General features: G+C 68.6%; 13 protein-coding genes. 5 read left to right on the forward strand and 8 right to left on the reverse strand.

Going from position 1 to position 13561, the window contains the following annotated elements; translation table 11 throughout:
- Window positions 1-37 precede the first annotated feature (37 nt).
- Window positions 38-1225 (reverse strand): UbiH/UbiF/VisC/COQ6 family ubiquinone biosynthesis hydroxylase, encoded by a 1188-nt coding sequence (locus tag CFB81_RS03130; protein ID WP_089434553.1) that lies wholly within the window; start codon window positions 1223-1225, stop codon window positions 38-40.
- A 37-nt stretch (window positions 1226-1262) separates the two neighbouring features.
- Complete coding sequence (locus CFB81_RS03135; RefSeq protein ID WP_089434554.1) at window positions 1263-2648, reverse strand: aminopeptidase P N-terminal domain-containing protein; 1386 nt, start codon at window positions 2646-2648, stop codon at window positions 1263-1265.
- Window positions 2649-2835: 187 nt separating this feature from the next.
- Between CFB81_RS03135 and CFB81_RS03140 the strand changes: the two genes are divergently transcribed.
- Entirely contained in the window at window positions 2836-3447 is a 612-nt protein-coding gene (locus CFB81_RS03140) for a glutathione S-transferase family protein (protein ID WP_089435312.1), read from the forward strand.
- Between the two features lie 110 nt (window positions 3448-3557).
- Here CFB81_RS03140 and CFB81_RS03145 read toward each other — a convergent pair whose 3' ends face one another.
- The 3 genes from CFB81_RS03145 to CFB81_RS03155 form a co-directional block, all read right to left on the reverse strand.
- Window positions 3558-5177, reverse strand: coding sequence for an FMN-binding glutamate synthase family protein (locus CFB81_RS03145; protein ID WP_069616738.1), 1620 nt, complete (start codon window positions 5175-5177; stop codon window positions 3558-3560).
- Between the two features lie 120 nt (window positions 5178-5297).
- Window positions 5298-6488, reverse strand: coding sequence for a tRNA 2-thiouridine(34) synthase MnmA (gene mnmA / locus CFB81_RS03150; RefSeq protein ID WP_089434555.1), 1191 nt, complete (start codon window positions 6486-6488; stop codon window positions 5298-5300).
- On the reverse strand, window positions 6485-6994 hold the full coding sequence (locus tag CFB81_RS03155) for an NUDIX hydrolase (protein WP_069616736.1): 510 nt from the start codon (window positions 6992-6994) through the stop codon (window positions 6485-6487). Before CFB81_RS03155 ends, mnmA begins: the two co-directional genes overlap by 4 nt.
- Window positions 6995-7285: 291 nt before the next feature.
- Here CFB81_RS03155 and CFB81_RS03160 point away from each other — a divergent pair, with 291 nt between their 5' ends.
- From CFB81_RS03160 to CFB81_RS03170, 3 genes are read left to right on the forward strand one after another with little or no spacing between them, the layout of a single operon-like run.
- Window positions 7286-8425 (forward strand): Re/Si-specific NAD(P)(+) transhydrogenase subunit alpha, encoded by a 1140-nt coding sequence (locus CFB81_RS03160; RefSeq protein ID WP_069616735.1) that lies wholly within the window; start codon window positions 7286-7288, stop codon window positions 8423-8425.
- Window positions 8426-8436: 11 nt separating this feature from the next.
- Window positions 8437-8763 (forward strand): NAD(P) transhydrogenase subunit alpha, encoded by a 327-nt coding sequence (locus CFB81_RS03165; protein ID WP_069616734.1) that lies wholly within the window; start codon window positions 8437-8439, stop codon window positions 8761-8763.
- Window positions 8760-10214 (forward strand): NAD(P)(+) transhydrogenase (Re/Si-specific) subunit beta, encoded by a 1455-nt coding sequence (locus CFB81_RS03170; protein WP_089434556.1) that lies wholly within the window; start codon window positions 8760-8762, stop codon window positions 10212-10214. The genes CFB81_RS03165 and CFB81_RS03170 overlap by 4 nt, the downstream gene beginning before the upstream one ends.
- An 87-nt stretch (window positions 10215-10301) precedes the next feature.
- On the opposite strand, the gene CFB81_RS03175 is transcribed toward CFB81_RS03170, so the two are convergent.
- Complete coding sequence (locus tag CFB81_RS03175; protein WP_089434557.1) at window positions 10302-11222, reverse strand: LysR family transcriptional regulator; 921 nt, start codon at window positions 11220-11222, stop codon at window positions 10302-10304.
- An 89-nt stretch (window positions 11223-11311) separates the two neighbouring features.
- Between CFB81_RS03175 and CFB81_RS03180 the strand changes: the two genes are divergently transcribed.
- Window positions 11312-12235: a carbon-nitrogen hydrolase family protein gene (locus CFB81_RS03180; RefSeq protein WP_089434558.1), complete on the forward strand. Its 924-nt coding sequence runs from the start codon at window positions 11312-11314 to the stop codon at window positions 12233-12235.
- 73 nt (window positions 12236-12308) lie between these two features.
- Here the strand turns inward: CFB81_RS03180 and CFB81_RS03185 are convergent, their stop codons facing one another.
- Together CFB81_RS03185 and CFB81_RS03190 are read right to left on the reverse strand one after the other, a co-directional pair.
- Entirely contained in the window at window positions 12309-12995 is a 687-nt protein-coding gene (locus CFB81_RS03185) for a YafY family protein (protein WP_069616730.1), read from the reverse strand.
- A gap of 73 nt (window positions 12996-13068) precedes the next feature.
- Window positions 13069-13473 carry a VOC family protein gene (locus CFB81_RS03190; protein ID WP_006476880.1) on the reverse strand — a complete coding sequence of 135 codons (405 nt, stop codon included), beginning with the start codon at window positions 13471-13473 and terminating at the stop codon, window positions 13069-13071.
- Between the last annotated feature and the right edge of the window lie 88 nt (window positions 13474-13561).

Consider the following 13561-nt stretch of genomic DNA (forward strand, 5'->3'; position numbering starts at 1 on the left):
TGGTTTGCCCGAACGGGCTATGCGGTGCGGCCGTGCGTCAGTTGCGCTGGCCGAACATCATCTGGCGCGCGATCGCCTTCTTGAGCGGCGGCACGAATTCGAGCGCGGTGAGCGCCGCGCCGCGCAGCAGCGGAAGCGGGCCCGTGTCGATCGTAAACAGCCGCGCCAGCGTGTCGGTCGCGCCGATCGTGAAGCGCCGGTCGAGCGCGCGGCGTGCGTTGAAGGTCGCGAGCGCGGTCGCTTCGAAGCCTTGCGCGGACAGCGTGTCGACGAGCGTGTGCGCATCGCGCAGCCCGAGGTTGAGCCCCTGGCCCGCCACCGGGTGCAGCGTCTGCGCGGCATTGCCGACGATCGCGATGCGGCCGCTGACGAGCGTCTGCGCGGCGCTCAGGCCGAGCGGGAACGATGCGCGCCCGGCGATCGCGACGAACGCGCCCATGCGTTCGCCGAACACGCCGCCGAGCTCGCGCAGGAACGCGTCGTCGGGTAGCGCGGCGCGTCGCGCGGCTTCGTCGGGCGTGCAGCACCACACGAGCGAGTAGTCGGCCTGACGCGGCCCGCCGAGCGGCAGCAGCGCGAGCGGGCCTTCGTGCGTGAAGCGTTCCCACGCGACGTTCGGGCGCGGCGCCGAAACCGTGACCGTGCCGACGAGCGCGGTCTGCCCGTAGTCGCGGCGATGCTTGCCCGCATCGGCCTGCTGTTCGTGGAACAGCCCGCCTTCGGCGTTGATGACGATGCGCGCGCGCAGCGGGCGCTCGCCTTGCGGGCCGTCGAGCGTCAGCGTGACGCCGTCGGCGTCCTGCTGCGGCGCGCGTGCGGTGGTCGACGTCAGCCAGTCGATGCGCGTGCCGCGCACGGCGCCCGCGAGCGCCTGCACGATCGAGCCGTAGCGCACCACGTAGCCGAGCGCGGCGAGCGCGTGTTCGTCGCGGTCGATCAGCGTACGGCCGAAATGGCCGCGCTGCGATACGTGGATATGTTCGATCGGCGTGGCGTCGGCGGGCCACGCGAGCGTGTCGAGCAGCACGCGGCTGCCGTGCGACACGGCGATCGCGCGCGGGTCGTTCGCGCTCGCGGCCGGTTCGCGCGCATCGATCAGTGCGATCGATGCATGCTGTGTCGCGCTGCGGCGCGCGAGCCAGCCGGCGAGCGCGAGCCCGACGGGGCCCGCGCCGACGATGGCGAGGTCGTAATCCGGCGTGGCCGGGGAGGAAGCGGTCGTCATCTTGATTCGTGAAACGGGGGTAACGGTCGGCGGCCGGTCATGCGTCCGCGCGCATCAGCGCCTCGATCTCGTCGGCCGCGACCGGCACGCCGCGCGTGATCAGTTCGCAGCCGTGCTCGCGCACGATCGCGTCGTCCTCGATGCGGATGCCGATGTTCCAGTACTCGGGCGGCACGTCGTCGGCCGCGCGCACGTACAGGCCCGGCTCGACGGTCAGCGCCATGCCGGGCTTCAGCGTGCGCCACGGCAGCGCGCCGTTCGCGTCGCGCGCGGCGAGCCGTTCGCGGTAGTCGCCGCAGTCGTGCACGTCCATGCCGAGCCAGTGGCCCGTGCGGTGCATGTAGAAGCGCGTGTATGCGCGCTCGGCGATCACGTCGTCGACGTTCGAGAAGCGCGTTTTCGGGATGATGCCGGTGTCGAGCAGCCCCTGTGCGAGCACGCGCACCGCCGCGTCGTGCGGCGCCTCGAACGGCACGCCCGCGCGCGTCGCGTCGATCGCGGCCTGCTGCGCGGCGAGCACGATGTCGTACAGCGTGCGCTGCGCGGGCGAGAAGCGGCCGTTGGCCGGGAACGTGCGCGTGATGTCCGACGCATAGCCGTCGAGTTCGCACGCGGCGTCGATCAGGATCAGGTCGCCGTCCCGCGCGGCCGCGTTGCCGGCCGGGTAGTGCAGCACGCACGCATTCGCGCCGGCCGCGACGATCGACCCGTACGCGGGCGCCTGCGCGCCGTGCTTGCGGAACAGGTACAGCAGCTCGGCCTCGAGCTCGTATTCGCGGATGCCGGGGCGGCACACCTGCATCGCGCGGCGGTGCGCGAGCGCCGAGATGTGCGCGGCGCGCGTCATGATCGCGAGTTCGTGTTCGTCCTTCACGAGCCGCATGTCGTCGAGCAGCGGCGTGAGGTCGAGCAGCGCGTCCGGCGCGGCGACGCCCGTGCGTGCCTGCGCGCGCACCGCGTCGATCCAGCCGGCGAGCTGGCGCTCGAACTCGGCCGATGCGCCGAACCGGTAGTGCACGGTGCCCGCATCGGCGAGCAGGCGCGGCATTTCGGTGTCGATCACGTCGGTCGCGAACGCCGCATCGAAGCCGAACGCGTCGCGCGCGGCGTCGGGACCGTAGTGAAAGCCTTCCCAGATCTCGCGGTCGACGTTCTTGGCGCGGCAGAACAGGATCGATTCCGGCGCGCCGTGCGGCGCGGACGCGTTCAGCACGAGCACGGCATCCGGCTCGGTGAAGCCCGTCAGGTAATGGAAGTAGCTGTCGAACCGGTACGGGTAGGCCGTATCGCGGTTGCGCAGCATTTCCGGCGCGGTGGGGACGATGGCGACGCCGCCGCCCGCGGCACGCAGTGCGGCAAGCACGCGTTCACGGCGCTGGCGGTAGACGTCGACGGCGATGGCGGTATCGAGGGGCGCATTCATCGTTCGATTGTAGCGCCGCCGGACGCCGCGCGTCAGGGCGGCGGCTGGAAGGCCCGCCCGACGGGGCTCGGCGGCGGCTGTTGCAAACCTTCCACAGGCCGGACGGGCGATTTTCTGCCCGGCCGCGCGGGCCGGTTATGATCGACGACAACGTATACTCTCGGCGGTTCCCTTAAAAAGGCAGATGATGAAATTAATCGGTTCGCTCAGCAGCCCGTACGTCCGAAAGGCGCGGATCGTGCTTGCTGAAAAGAAGATCGACTACAAGCTGGAGCTCGAGAACGTGTGGGCGCCGGACACGAACATTCATGCGTCGAATCCGCTCGGCAAGGTCCCGTGCCTCGTGATGGAGGATGGTGCCGCGGTGTTCGATTCCCGCGTGATCTGCGAATACGTCGATACGCTGTCGCCGGTCGGCAAGCTGATTCCGCCGTCGGGCCGCGAGCGCGTCGAAGTGCGCTGCTGGGAAGCACTGGGCGACGGCGTGCTCGACGCCGCTGTCGCGATTCGTCTCGAACACACGATGCGCGACGAAGCGCAGCGCAGCGCGAGCTGGATCGCGCGCCAGCAACGCAAGATCGACGACGCGCTCGTCGCGATGTCGCAGGGCCTCGGCGGCAAGACGTGGTGCGTCGGCAATCATTACACGCTCGCCGACATCGCACTCGGCTGCGCGCTCGGCTATCTCGACTTCCGGATGCCCGAGCTCGACTGGCGCGATCGCCACCCGAACCTCGACAAGCATTTCGTGAAGCTGCAGCAACGACCGTCGTTCGTCGATACGCTGCCGCAGAACTGAGCCGCGGCCCGGCCGTCACGCATTCGGCAGACGAAAGAAAAGCGCCCCGCGGGGCGCTTTTCTTTTTGCGGCGCAGGCCGCCCGCCGCCGGAGCGGGCTGACCGCTTGCGTCACTCGATCGATGCGTACACGGCTTCGCCGAGCGTGAACGAATCGCTGCGCGCGATCGGCCACCACTTGTCGTACAGCGAGAAGCCGCAGGTGTGGCCGTCGAGCAGCGCACCGGGTTTCAGGTATTTCAGCAGTTGCGACATCAGGCGCACCTCGTGCGGCGCGACCCGCTGCACGATGTGATGCGCGCGCAGCTCGGACGGATGCGCGAGGCCGGCCGCCTGCACGAGTTCCTGCAGCGCATGCAGCGTATTGCGGTGGAAGTTGTAGACGCGCTCGGCCTTGTCGGGCACGACGAGCGCGCGCTGACGCACCGGGTCCTGCGTCGCGACACCGGTCGGGCAGCGGTCGGTGTGGCAGTGCTGCGCCTGGATGCAGCCGACCGCGAACATGAAGCCGCGCGCCGAGTTCACCCAGTCCGCGCCGATCGCGAGCGTGCGCGCGATGTCGAACGCGGTGATGATCTTGCCGCTTGCGCCGAGCTTCACGCGGTCGCGCACGCCGATCCCGACGAGCGTGTTGTGCACGAGCAGCAGCCCTTCTTGCAGCGGCACGCCGACGTGGTCGGTGAATTCGAGTGGCGCCGCGCCGGTGCCGCCTTCCGCGCCGTCGACGACGATGAAGTCGGGCACGATGCCCGTCTCGAGCATCGCTTTCGCGATCCCGAAGAATTCCCACGGATGGCCGATGCACAGCTTGAAGCCGGTCGGCTTGCCGCCGGACAGCGTGCGCAGCCGCTCGACGAATTCGAGCAGCCCGCGCGGCGTCGAGAATTCCGAGTGCGTCGCGGGCGAGATGCAGTCCTTGCCCATCGGCACGCCGCGCGTCTCGGCGATTTCCGGCGTGATCTTCGCGGCCGGCAGTACGCCGCCGTGGCCGGGCTTCGCGCCCTGCGACAGCTTCACCTCGATCATCTTGACCTGCGGATCGGCGGCCTGCTTCGCGAACTTGTCGGGGTTGAACGTGCCGTCGTCGTTGCGGCAGCCGAAGTAGCCGGACGCGATTTCCCAGATGATGTCGCCGCCGTTCTCGCGGTGGTACTTCGACAGCGAGCCTTCGCCGGTATCGTGCGCGAAGCCGCCTTTCTTCGCGCCGAGGTTCAGCGAGCGGATCGCGTTCGCGGACAGCGAGCCGAAGCTCATCGCCGAGATGTTGAAGATCGAAATGTCGTACGGTTGCGCGCGATTCGCGCCGACGCGGATGCGGAAATCGTGGTTCGGCAGTTTCGTCGGCGCGAGAGAATGGCTGATCCATTCGTGCGCGACGGCCTTCACGTTCAGCTCGGTGCCGTACGGACGGTTGTCGGCGACGTTCTTCGCACGCTGGTAGACGAGGCTGCGCTGCGCGCGCGAGAACGGTTTTTCGTCGGTGTCGTCCTCGACGAAGTACTGGCGGATTTCAGGTCGGATGAATTCGAACAGGAAGCGGAAGTGCCCCCAGAGCGGGTAGTTCCGCAGGATCGCGTGGCGGTCCTGGTTCAGGTCGTACAGGCCGAGCGCGACGAGGGCGATGGGGATGGCGATCCACAGCCAGGAGAGGAGGTGGACCGACGCGAGCGCGGCCGCCGCGACGAGCAGCAGCACGGCGCACCACATCGCGAGGTAGCGTCTTGAAAGCATGGGGGGCTCCGTAAGCATTCTGAGGTGCCGCCATGCGTACGCTGCGAAGGCGGCGCGCCGGCCGCGGCGGAATCGTGTTCCGCCGGGCGCGGCGTGCCGCAAGTCTAAACCGAATGGATATCAGCGTGCTTCGGCGAGCGCCGGCGCCTGGCCCGCCGCCGCAGCCTGCCCGGGCTGGCCGGTGGCCGCGGATTCGATGATGCCGCCGCCCAGGCAGATCTCGCCGTCGTACAGCACGGCCGACTGGCCGGGCGTGACCGCCCACTGCGCGTCGTCGAACGCGAGCGAGAAGCGCGCTTCGCCTGCCGGGCCGGCGGCCGCGGCACCTATCGCGGCCCCGCCGAACGCGGCCCGGCCGAACGTGCACGCCGCATCGGCCTGCCGGTAGCGCGTCTTCGCGCCGCACGCGAAGCCGTCCGCCGGCGGCTCGCCGGCGACCCAGCTCACGTTGCCGGCGACGAGCTCGCGCGACAGCAGCCACGGATGGTCGTGGCCCTGCACGACGTACAGCGTGTTCGACGCGATGTCCTTCGCGGCGACGAACCACGGTTCGCCGCTGCCGCTCTTGCTGCCGCCGAGGCCGATGCCCTTGCGCTGGCCGAACGTGTAGAACGCGAGGCCGATGTGCTCGCCGACCACCTTGCCGTCGGGCGTCTTCATCGGGCCGGGTTTCGTCGGAAGATAGCGGTTCAGGAAATCGCGGAACGGCCGCTCGCCGATGAAGCAGATGCCGGTCGAATCCTTCTTCTTCGCATTCGGCAGCCCGATCTGCGCGGCGATCTCGCGCACCTTCGTCTTCGGGATCTCGCCGAGCGGGAACATCGTCTTCGACAGTTGCGCCTGGTTCAGCCGGTGCAGGAAGTACGACTGGTCTTTCGTATGATCGAAGGCCTTCAGCAGTTCGAAACGCCCGTCGCGCTCGCGCACGCGCGCATAGTGGCCGGTCGCGATCATTTCCGCGTCGAGCGACATCGCGTGGTCGAGGAACGCCTTGAACTTGATCTCGGCGTTGCAGAGCACGTCGGGGTTCGGCGTGCGGCCGGCCGAGTATTCGCGCAGGAACTCGGCGAACACACGGTCCTTGTATTCCGCCGCGAAGTTGACGGCTTCCACGTCGATGCCGATCAGGTCGGCCACCGACACGACGTCGATCCAGTCCTGGCGCGTCGAGCAGTATTCGCCGTCGTCGTCGTCTTCCCAGTTCTTCATGAACAGGCCGACCACGTCGTAGCCCTGTTCCTTCAGCAGCCATGCGGTCACCGATGAATCGACGCCGCCCGACATGCCCACCACTACACGACGCTTGCTCATTTGCTGACCGCCTGACGTTCGAATGCCTCGGGGCGCGGAGCGACCGAATGCGTGTGCACGAAATCGAGCGGAATGCGCCGCCCGGAGAGGTAGTCGTCGACACAGCGCATCACCGCGGGCGAACGATGGCGCTCGCTGCATGCGCGCAGTTCGTCGGCCGTCATCCATAGCGTACGGACGATGCCGTCGTCGAGCGCATGGCCCGCGACCGGTTCGCCGGCCGTGCCGCAGAACGTGAAGCGCAGGTAGGTCGCGCCGGCGCTGCCGGGGCGATCGTAATGCGCGAGATAGACGCCGACGAGCGCGTCGGGCGTGAACGGGTGCGCGGTTTCCTCGAGCGTTTCGCGGATCACGGCGTCGGCGAGCGTCTCGCCGGCTTCGAGATGACCGGCCGGCTGGTTGATGCGCAGGCCCGTCGAGGTTTCTTCCTCGATCACGAGAAAGCGGCCGGCGCGCTCGACGAGCGCGGCGACCGTCACATGCGGGGTCCAGATTTCGGGTTTCATGGTTCGGCATTTTACCGGTTGCGCCCGAACGCTGCCGGTCGTTCCCCGCCGGCCGCCCGTTAGACGAATCCGACCCCGCAGATCGTCCATCCCGCCGACGCGTGACGGCGGCGGCCAGACTCATGTCGCATTCGAGCACGGTCGTGCGGAAAGTGCTGGCGGGGCCATCGCTTTCGGTTAAAGTGCAGCGTGAACGCCGTTGCTCGTGAGCCGGTAAGTCAGCCTGTCCGGCTCGTTGTGCAGTAAAGATCGCAAGAAAAGAAATACTGACAATGACTGGAGGAACTGACGATGCATATTGGAGTGCCTGCTGAAACGCGGGCCAACGAGGCGCGCGTGGCCGCGACGCCGGAAACCGTCAAGAAATACGCGGCGGCCGGCCATCGGGTCAGTATCGCGAAAGGGGCCGGCAGCGCCGCCAGCTATCCCGACGAAGCCTATGTGGCCGCCGGCGCCGAATTGACCGACCAGTCGGCCGCTTTGGGTGCCGATCTCGTGCTGAAGGTCCAGGCGCCCACCGACGCCGAACTGCCGTTGCTCAAGCGCGGCGCCGTGCTGGTCGGCATGCTCGAGCCGTTCAACGGCGAGCAGGCGGCGCAACTCGCCGCGGCCGGCGTGACCGGTTTCGCGCTCGAGGCCGCGCCGCGCACGACGCGCGCGCAGAGTCTCGACGTGCTGTCGTCGCAGGCGAACATCGCCGGCTACAAGGCCGTGCTGGTGGCCGCGTCGCTGTATCCGCGGTTCATGCCGATGCTGATGACGGCCGCGGGCACCGTGAAGGCGGCGCGCGTGCTGATTCTCGGCGCGGGCGTCGCGGGCCTGCAGGCGATCGCGACCGCGAAGCGGCTGGGCGCGGTGATCGAGGCGTCCGACGTGCGGCCGGCCGTGAAGGAGCAGATCGAGTCGCTCGGCGCGAAATTCCTCGACGTCCCGTTCGAAACCGACGAAGAGCGCGAAGCCGCGCAAGGTGTCGGCGGCTATGCGCGCCCGATGCCGCCGTCGTGGCTCGGCCGCCAGGCCGCGCTCGTGCACGAGCGCGCGAAGCAGGCCGACATCGTGATCACCACCGCATTGATTCCCGGCCGTCCGGCGCCGACATTGATCTCGGTCGAAACGGCGCAGTCGATGAAGCCCGGGTCGGTGCTCGTCGATCTCGCGGCCGGCCGCGGCCCGGACATCGACGGTCGCAAGGGCGGCAACTGTCCGCTGACCGTCGCCGACCAGGTGATCGTGCACAACGGCGTGACGATCGCCGGCTACACGAACCTGGCATCGATGGTCGCGTCGGACGCGTCGGCGCTGTATGCGCGCAACCTGCTCGACTTCCTGAAGCTGATCGTCACGAAGGAAGGCGCGCTGAACATCGACCTGACCGACGACATCGTCGCCGCGACGCTGCTGTGCCGCGACGGCGAGCTCACGCGCAAATAACGGAGGAGACCATGGAAGTCATCAATCACACGGTGATCAACGTGATCATCTTCGTGCTGGCGGTGTACGTCGGCTACCACGTCGTCTGGAACGTCACGCCGGCGCTGCATACGCCGCTGATGGCCGTGACCAACGCGATCTCGGCGATCGTGATCGTCGGCGCGATGCTCGCGGCGGCGCTCACCGTCGGTGCGACCGGCAAGTTGTTCGGCACGCTCGCGGTCGCGCTCGCGGCCGTCAACGTGTTCGGCGGCTTTCTCGTGACGAGGCGAATGCTCGAGATGTTCCGCAAGAAGGAGCCCAAGCGTATCGAGGGCGGCAAGGAGGGCGCGCGATGAGCATGAACGTCGTTACGCTGCTGTACCTCGTCGCGTCGGTGTGCTTCATCCAGGCGCTGAAGGGGCTGTCGAACCCGAAAAGCGCGCGGCGCGGCAACCTGTTCGGGATGGTCGGGATGGCCATCGCGATCCTCACGACCATCGCGCTGATCGTCAAGCAGGCCGCGTGGCTCGGCGCGAACCTGCCGCTCGGCCTCGCGCTCGTGCTCGGCGCGCTGATCGTCGGCGGGGGCGTCGGGGCATTCGTCGCCGCGCGTGTCGAGATGACGAAGATGCCGGAACTCGTCGCGGCGATGCACTCGCTGATCGGTCTCGCGGCCGTGTGCATCGCGTATGCGGTCGTGTCGGAGCCGGAAGCGTTCGGGCTCGTGCCGCAGGATGCGGTGTCGTCGAGCTTCATCCCGTACGGCAACCGCGTCGAGCTGTTCATCGGCACGTTCGTCGGCGCGATCACGTTCTCCGGTTCGGTGATCGCGTTCGGCAAGCTGTCGGGCAAGTACAAGTTCCGGCTGTTCCAGGGCGCGCCGGTCGTGTACGCGGGCCAGCACCTGATCAACCTGATGCTCGCGATCGCGATGCTCGGCTTCGGCATCCTGTTCTTCATCACGCAGGCGTGGCTGCCGTTCATCATCATGACGGCGATCGCGTTCGTGCTCGGCGTGCTGATCATCATCCCGATCGGCGGCGCGGACATGCCGGTGGTCGTGTCGATGCTGAACTCGTACTCGGGGTGGGCCGCGGCCGGCATCGGCTTCTCGCTGAACAACGCGATGCTGATCATCGCCGGTTCGCTGGTCGGCTCGTCGGGCGCGATCCTGTCGTACATCATGTGCCACGCCATGAACCGCTCGTTCTTCAACGTGATCCTCGGCGGGTTCGGCGGCGAAGCGTCGGCCGGCGGTGCGACGGGCGCGCAGGAGCAGCGGCCGGTGAAGTCCGGTTCGGCCGACGATGCGTCGTTCATGCTCGGCAACGCGGAAACGGTCGTGATCGTGCCGGGCTACGGGCTCGCCGTCGCCCGCGCGCAGCACGCGCTGAAGGAATTGACCGACAAGCTGATCGAGAAGGGCATCGACGTGAAGTACGCGATCCACCCGGTTGCCGGGCGGATGCCGGGCCACATGAACGTGCTGCTCGCGGAGGCGGAAGTGCCGTACGAGATCGTGCACGAGATGGAGGACATCAACGGCGAATTCGGCCAGGTGGACGTGGTGCTCGTACTCGGCGCGAACGACGTGGTGAACCCGGCCGCGAAGAACGATCCGAAATCGCCGATCGCGGGGATGCCGATCATCGAGGCGTACAAGGCGCGCACGGTGATCGTCAACAAGCGCTCGATGGCGGCCGGCTACGCGGGCCTCGACAACGACCTGTTCTACATGGACAAGACGATGATGGTGTTCGGCGATGCGAAGAAGGTCATCGAGGACATGGTGAAGGCCGTCGAATAACGCAGGTGCCGGCATGCGGCGCCCGTATCGATACGCGGGCGCGGTGCCCCGGACAGGCCCGACCGGCGCAAGCCGGCCGGGCTTTTTTCATGGTGCGACGAGACGTGCGACGCAGGCGGCGATCGTGTCGCGCACGCGCACGATCGCCGGGTCGCGCTGCGTGCTCGTGCGCCAGCCGATTTCGACCGGATAGCGCGGCAGGTCGACCGGGCACGCGAGCGCACGCAGCGAGGTCGATTGCGCGATCGCATGCGCCGCATGCGCGGGGATCGTCGCGACCGCGTCGGAGCCGGCGAGCAGGTACGGCAGCGCGGCGAAATGCGTGGTCGACGCCGCGACGCGCCGCTTGTGTCCGAGCGCGGCCAGCGCCTCGTCGACGATCCCGATCACGCCGCCCGACGACACGAGCAGGTGGTCGCGCCGCAGGAATTCGGCGAGCGTCAGCGTGCGCGGCGCCCGCGCGCGGCCGGCCGGATCGATCAGGCACGCATAGCCGCCCGTGGCGACCGCGCGCCGGCTGAGCCCGTTCGCCGAGAACCCGCCCGACGCGATCGCGACGTCGACGCCGTGCCGCAGCAGCGCGTCGCCGGCGATGCCGCTGTGCGTCTGCCGGAAGATCAGCCGGATGCCGGCCGCTTCGCGCGCGACCGCATCGATCAGCGCGCGCCCGAGCGCGATCTCGAAATCGTCGGACAGCCCGATCGAGATCGTGCGGCCGACGCGTTCGCCGCCGTCGGCCGCGATCGCGAGGCTTTCGCGGCAGCGGTCGAGGGCATCGGACAGGATCGGCTTCAGTTCGTCGGCACGCGGCGTCGGCGCGAGCCCGCGGCCGGTGCGCACGAACAGCGGATCGGCATAGATCACGCGCAGCCGCCCGAGCGCCGCGCTGACCGCCGACTGCGTGAGGTCGAGCCGCAGCGCCGCGCGGCTCGCGCCGCCTTCCTCGTACAGCGCCTCGAACACTTTCAGCAGGTTCAGGTCGAGGCCGACGATATCATCTGCATTCATGTCAGTTATCGTTGTATCGATTTGATCGATGAAATGATATCGACAAAGATGGCGTCATCCCATTCACCGCATTTACCGGAGACGCCTAAATGTCCACCTCAGTCATCGCCGCGCTGCAGATCGGCGCATCGCCCGCCGGCACGCGCGCCACGCTCGACACGATCCTCGGCTACGAAACCGCGATCCGCGACAGCGGCGCGTCGCTGGTCGTGCTGCCCGAGGCCGTGCTCGGCGGCTATCCGAAAGGCGAGATCTTCGGCACGCGGCTCGGCTACCGGCTGCCTGAAGGGCGCGACGCGTATGCGCGCTACACCGCGCAGGCGATCGACGTACCGGGGCCGGAAACCGACGAACTGGCCGCGCTGTCGCAGCGCACGGGCGCGAGCCTCGTGGTCGGCGTGATCGAGCGCGGCGGCAGCACGCTGTACTGCACGGCGCTGTTCTTCGATCCGCGCGACGGGCTCGTCGCCAAGCACCGCAAGCTGATGCCGACCGGCACCGAGCGGCTGATCTGGGGGCAGGGCGACGGCTCGACGCTGCCGGTGGTCGACACGGCCGCCGGCCGCGCGGGCGCCGCCATCTGCTGGGAGAACCACATGCCGCTGCTGCGCTGCGCGATGTACGCGAAAGGCGTGCAGATCTGGTGCGCGCCGACCGTCGACGAGCGTGACGTGTGGCAGAGCTCGATGCGGCACATCGCGCACGAGGGGCGCTGCTTCGTCGTGAGCGCGTGCCAGGTGCAGCCGTCGCCGCGCGCGCTCGGCATCGACGTGCCGGGCTGGGACCCCGAGCGGCCGCTGATCCGCGGCGGCAGCGTGATCGTCGGGCCGCTCGGCGACCTGCTGACGGAGCCGCTGATCGGCGAGGCCGGGCTCGTGACCGCGCGCATCGACACCGACGAGCTCGTGAAGGCGCGCTACGACTTCGACGTCGTCGGCCACTACGCGCGTGCGGACGTGTTTTCGCTGCACGTCGACGAGCGGCCGAAGCGGCCGGTGGTGTTCGGCGGGTAACGCAGGCAGGGCCGGGCGCCACCTGGCGCCCGGAACATGAAGGGCGGCGGCGTACGCCCGCCGCCTTGCCGCATCAGCGCATCGGCGCTTCCGCGATTCGCATGTAGTCGGCGATCCGCCGGCCTTCCATGTCCGGAAACTGCTCGTGCACGGTGATGTCGCCCATCCGCGCGATGTCGAAGGTGCGGAAATCGTCGCGCAGCTCGCACCACGCGCCGATCGTCCAGCGCCCGCCCCAGTAGACGAGCCCGAGCGGCCATACGCGGCGCTGCGAATGCGCGCCGAGCCGGTCGCGATAGTCGAAGCTGACGATGTGGCGCGTGTCGATCGCCTGGTGGATCGCGTCGACCTTCGCGCAAAACGTCTCGTCGATGTGGAACGACGGCGCGAACACGGGCAGGCGGTCGAGCGCCGTGCGCTTGTCGGCCGGCATCGCCGACGCGATCTTCGCGAGCGCCGAGCGCACGCCGCTCGCGAAGCGCGCACCGCCCCAGGTCTCGAGCATGCGCGCGCCGGTGGCGAGCGCCGACAGCTCCTCGGCCGTGAACGTGAGCGGCGGCAGGCTCGCGTTGCGGTTCAGCCGGTAGCCGATGCCGGCTTCGCCTTCGATCGGCACCCCGGACAGTTGCAGGTCGCGCACGTCGCGATAGACCGTGCGCGGCGACACCGACAGCCAGTCGGCCAGCTGCTGCGCGGTCGTGAGCCGACGCCCGCGCAGCAGCTCGGCGATCTGGAACAGGCGGTCGGCACGGCGGGTCATGACAGCACCTCGATTCCTCTGGCGACGGGGACTTCGCGATGATAGCGCCGCGCCGGCCCGCTGACCGCTGCGCTCAGTGGCATTTCGGCGCGTGCAGGCCGACGCGGTTGCCTTCCGTGTCGATCAGATAGCCGACGTAGCCGTAGTTGTTCGGCAACTCGACGACCGAGCCCTGCACGACGCCGCCCGCGCGCTTCGCGCGTTCGAGCGCCGCGACGACCGATTCGCCGGCGTTCAGGTAGACGAGCACGCCGTTCGCGCTCGGCTTGATCTGCTGCGGATCGAATACGATGCTGCCGCCCGTGCTCGACGCGTCGCGGTCGAACGTCGCCATCGGTACGCCGCCGATGACCGCGCGCTGCAACGTGGTTTGCAGCACGGTTTCGTAGAAGCGGATCGCGCGGTCGAAATCGAGGGACGGAATGTCGAACCACGCGATCGCGCGCTCCGGGGTGGCAGTGGCGGTTGCTGACGTCATGACGAGCTCCTTGTTGTTCGGTTCTTGATGGAAACCAGCCTTGCATTGCGCCGGGATTGCAGTGTGGCGGGGGGCTGCTGACAGCGTG

The organism is Burkholderia sp. AU28863 (assembly GCF_002223195.1).
GTDB classification, from domain to species: domain Bacteria; phylum Pseudomonadota; class Gammaproteobacteria; order Burkholderiales; family Burkholderiaceae; genus Burkholderia; species Burkholderia sola.

Bases quoted from the DNA above. Each gene is read 5' to 3' on its own strand.
- CFB81_RS03160 (WP_069616735.1), top strand. From the start codon at position 7,286: ATGCATATTGGAGTGCCTGCTGAAACGCGGGCCAACGAGGCGCGCGTG.
- CFB81_RS03140 (WP_089435312.1), top strand. From the start codon at position 2,836: ATGAAATTAATCGGTTCGCTCAGCAGCCCGTACGTCCGAAAGGCGCGG.
- CFB81_RS03135 (WP_089434554.1), bottom strand. From the start codon at position 2,648: ATGAATGCGCCCCTCGATACCGCCATCGCCGTCGACGTCTACCGCCAG.
- CFB81_RS03145 (WP_069616738.1), bottom strand. From the start codon at position 5,177: ATGCTTTCAAGACGCTACCTCGCGATGTGGTGCGCCGTGCTGCTGCTC.
- CFB81_RS03180 (WP_089434558.1), top strand. From the start codon at position 11,312: ATGTCCACCTCAGTCATCGCCGCGCTGCAGATCGGCGCATCGCCCGCC.
- CFB81_RS03130 (WP_089434553.1), bottom strand. From the start codon at position 1,225: ATGACGACCGCTTCCTCCCCGGCCACGCCGGATTACGACCTCGCCATC.
- CFB81_RS03170 (WP_089434556.1), top strand. From the start codon at position 8,760: ATGAGCATGAACGTCGTTACGCTGCTGTACCTCGTCGCGTCGGTGTGC.
- CFB81_RS03165 (WP_069616734.1), top strand. From the start codon at position 8,437: ATGGAAGTCATCAATCACACGGTGATCAACGTGATCATCTTCGTGCTG.
- mnmA (WP_089434555.1), bottom strand. From the start codon at position 6,488: ATGAGCAAGCGTCGTGTAGTGGTGGGCATGTCGGGCGGCGTCGATTCA.
- CFB81_RS03190 (WP_006476880.1), bottom strand. From the start codon at position 13,473: ATGACGTCAGCAACCGCCACTGCCACCCCGGAGCGCGCGATCGCGTGG.
- CFB81_RS03155 (WP_069616736.1), bottom strand. From the start codon at position 6,994: ATGAAACCCGAAATCTGGACCCCGCATGTGACGGTCGCCGCGCTCGTC.
- CFB81_RS03175 (WP_089434557.1), bottom strand. From the start codon at position 11,222: ATGAATGCAGATGATATCGTCGGCCTCGACCTGAACCTGCTGAAAGTG.
- CFB81_RS03185 (WP_069616730.1), bottom strand. From the start codon at position 12,995: ATGACCCGCCGTGCCGACCGCCTGTTCCAGATCGCCGAGCTGCTGCGC.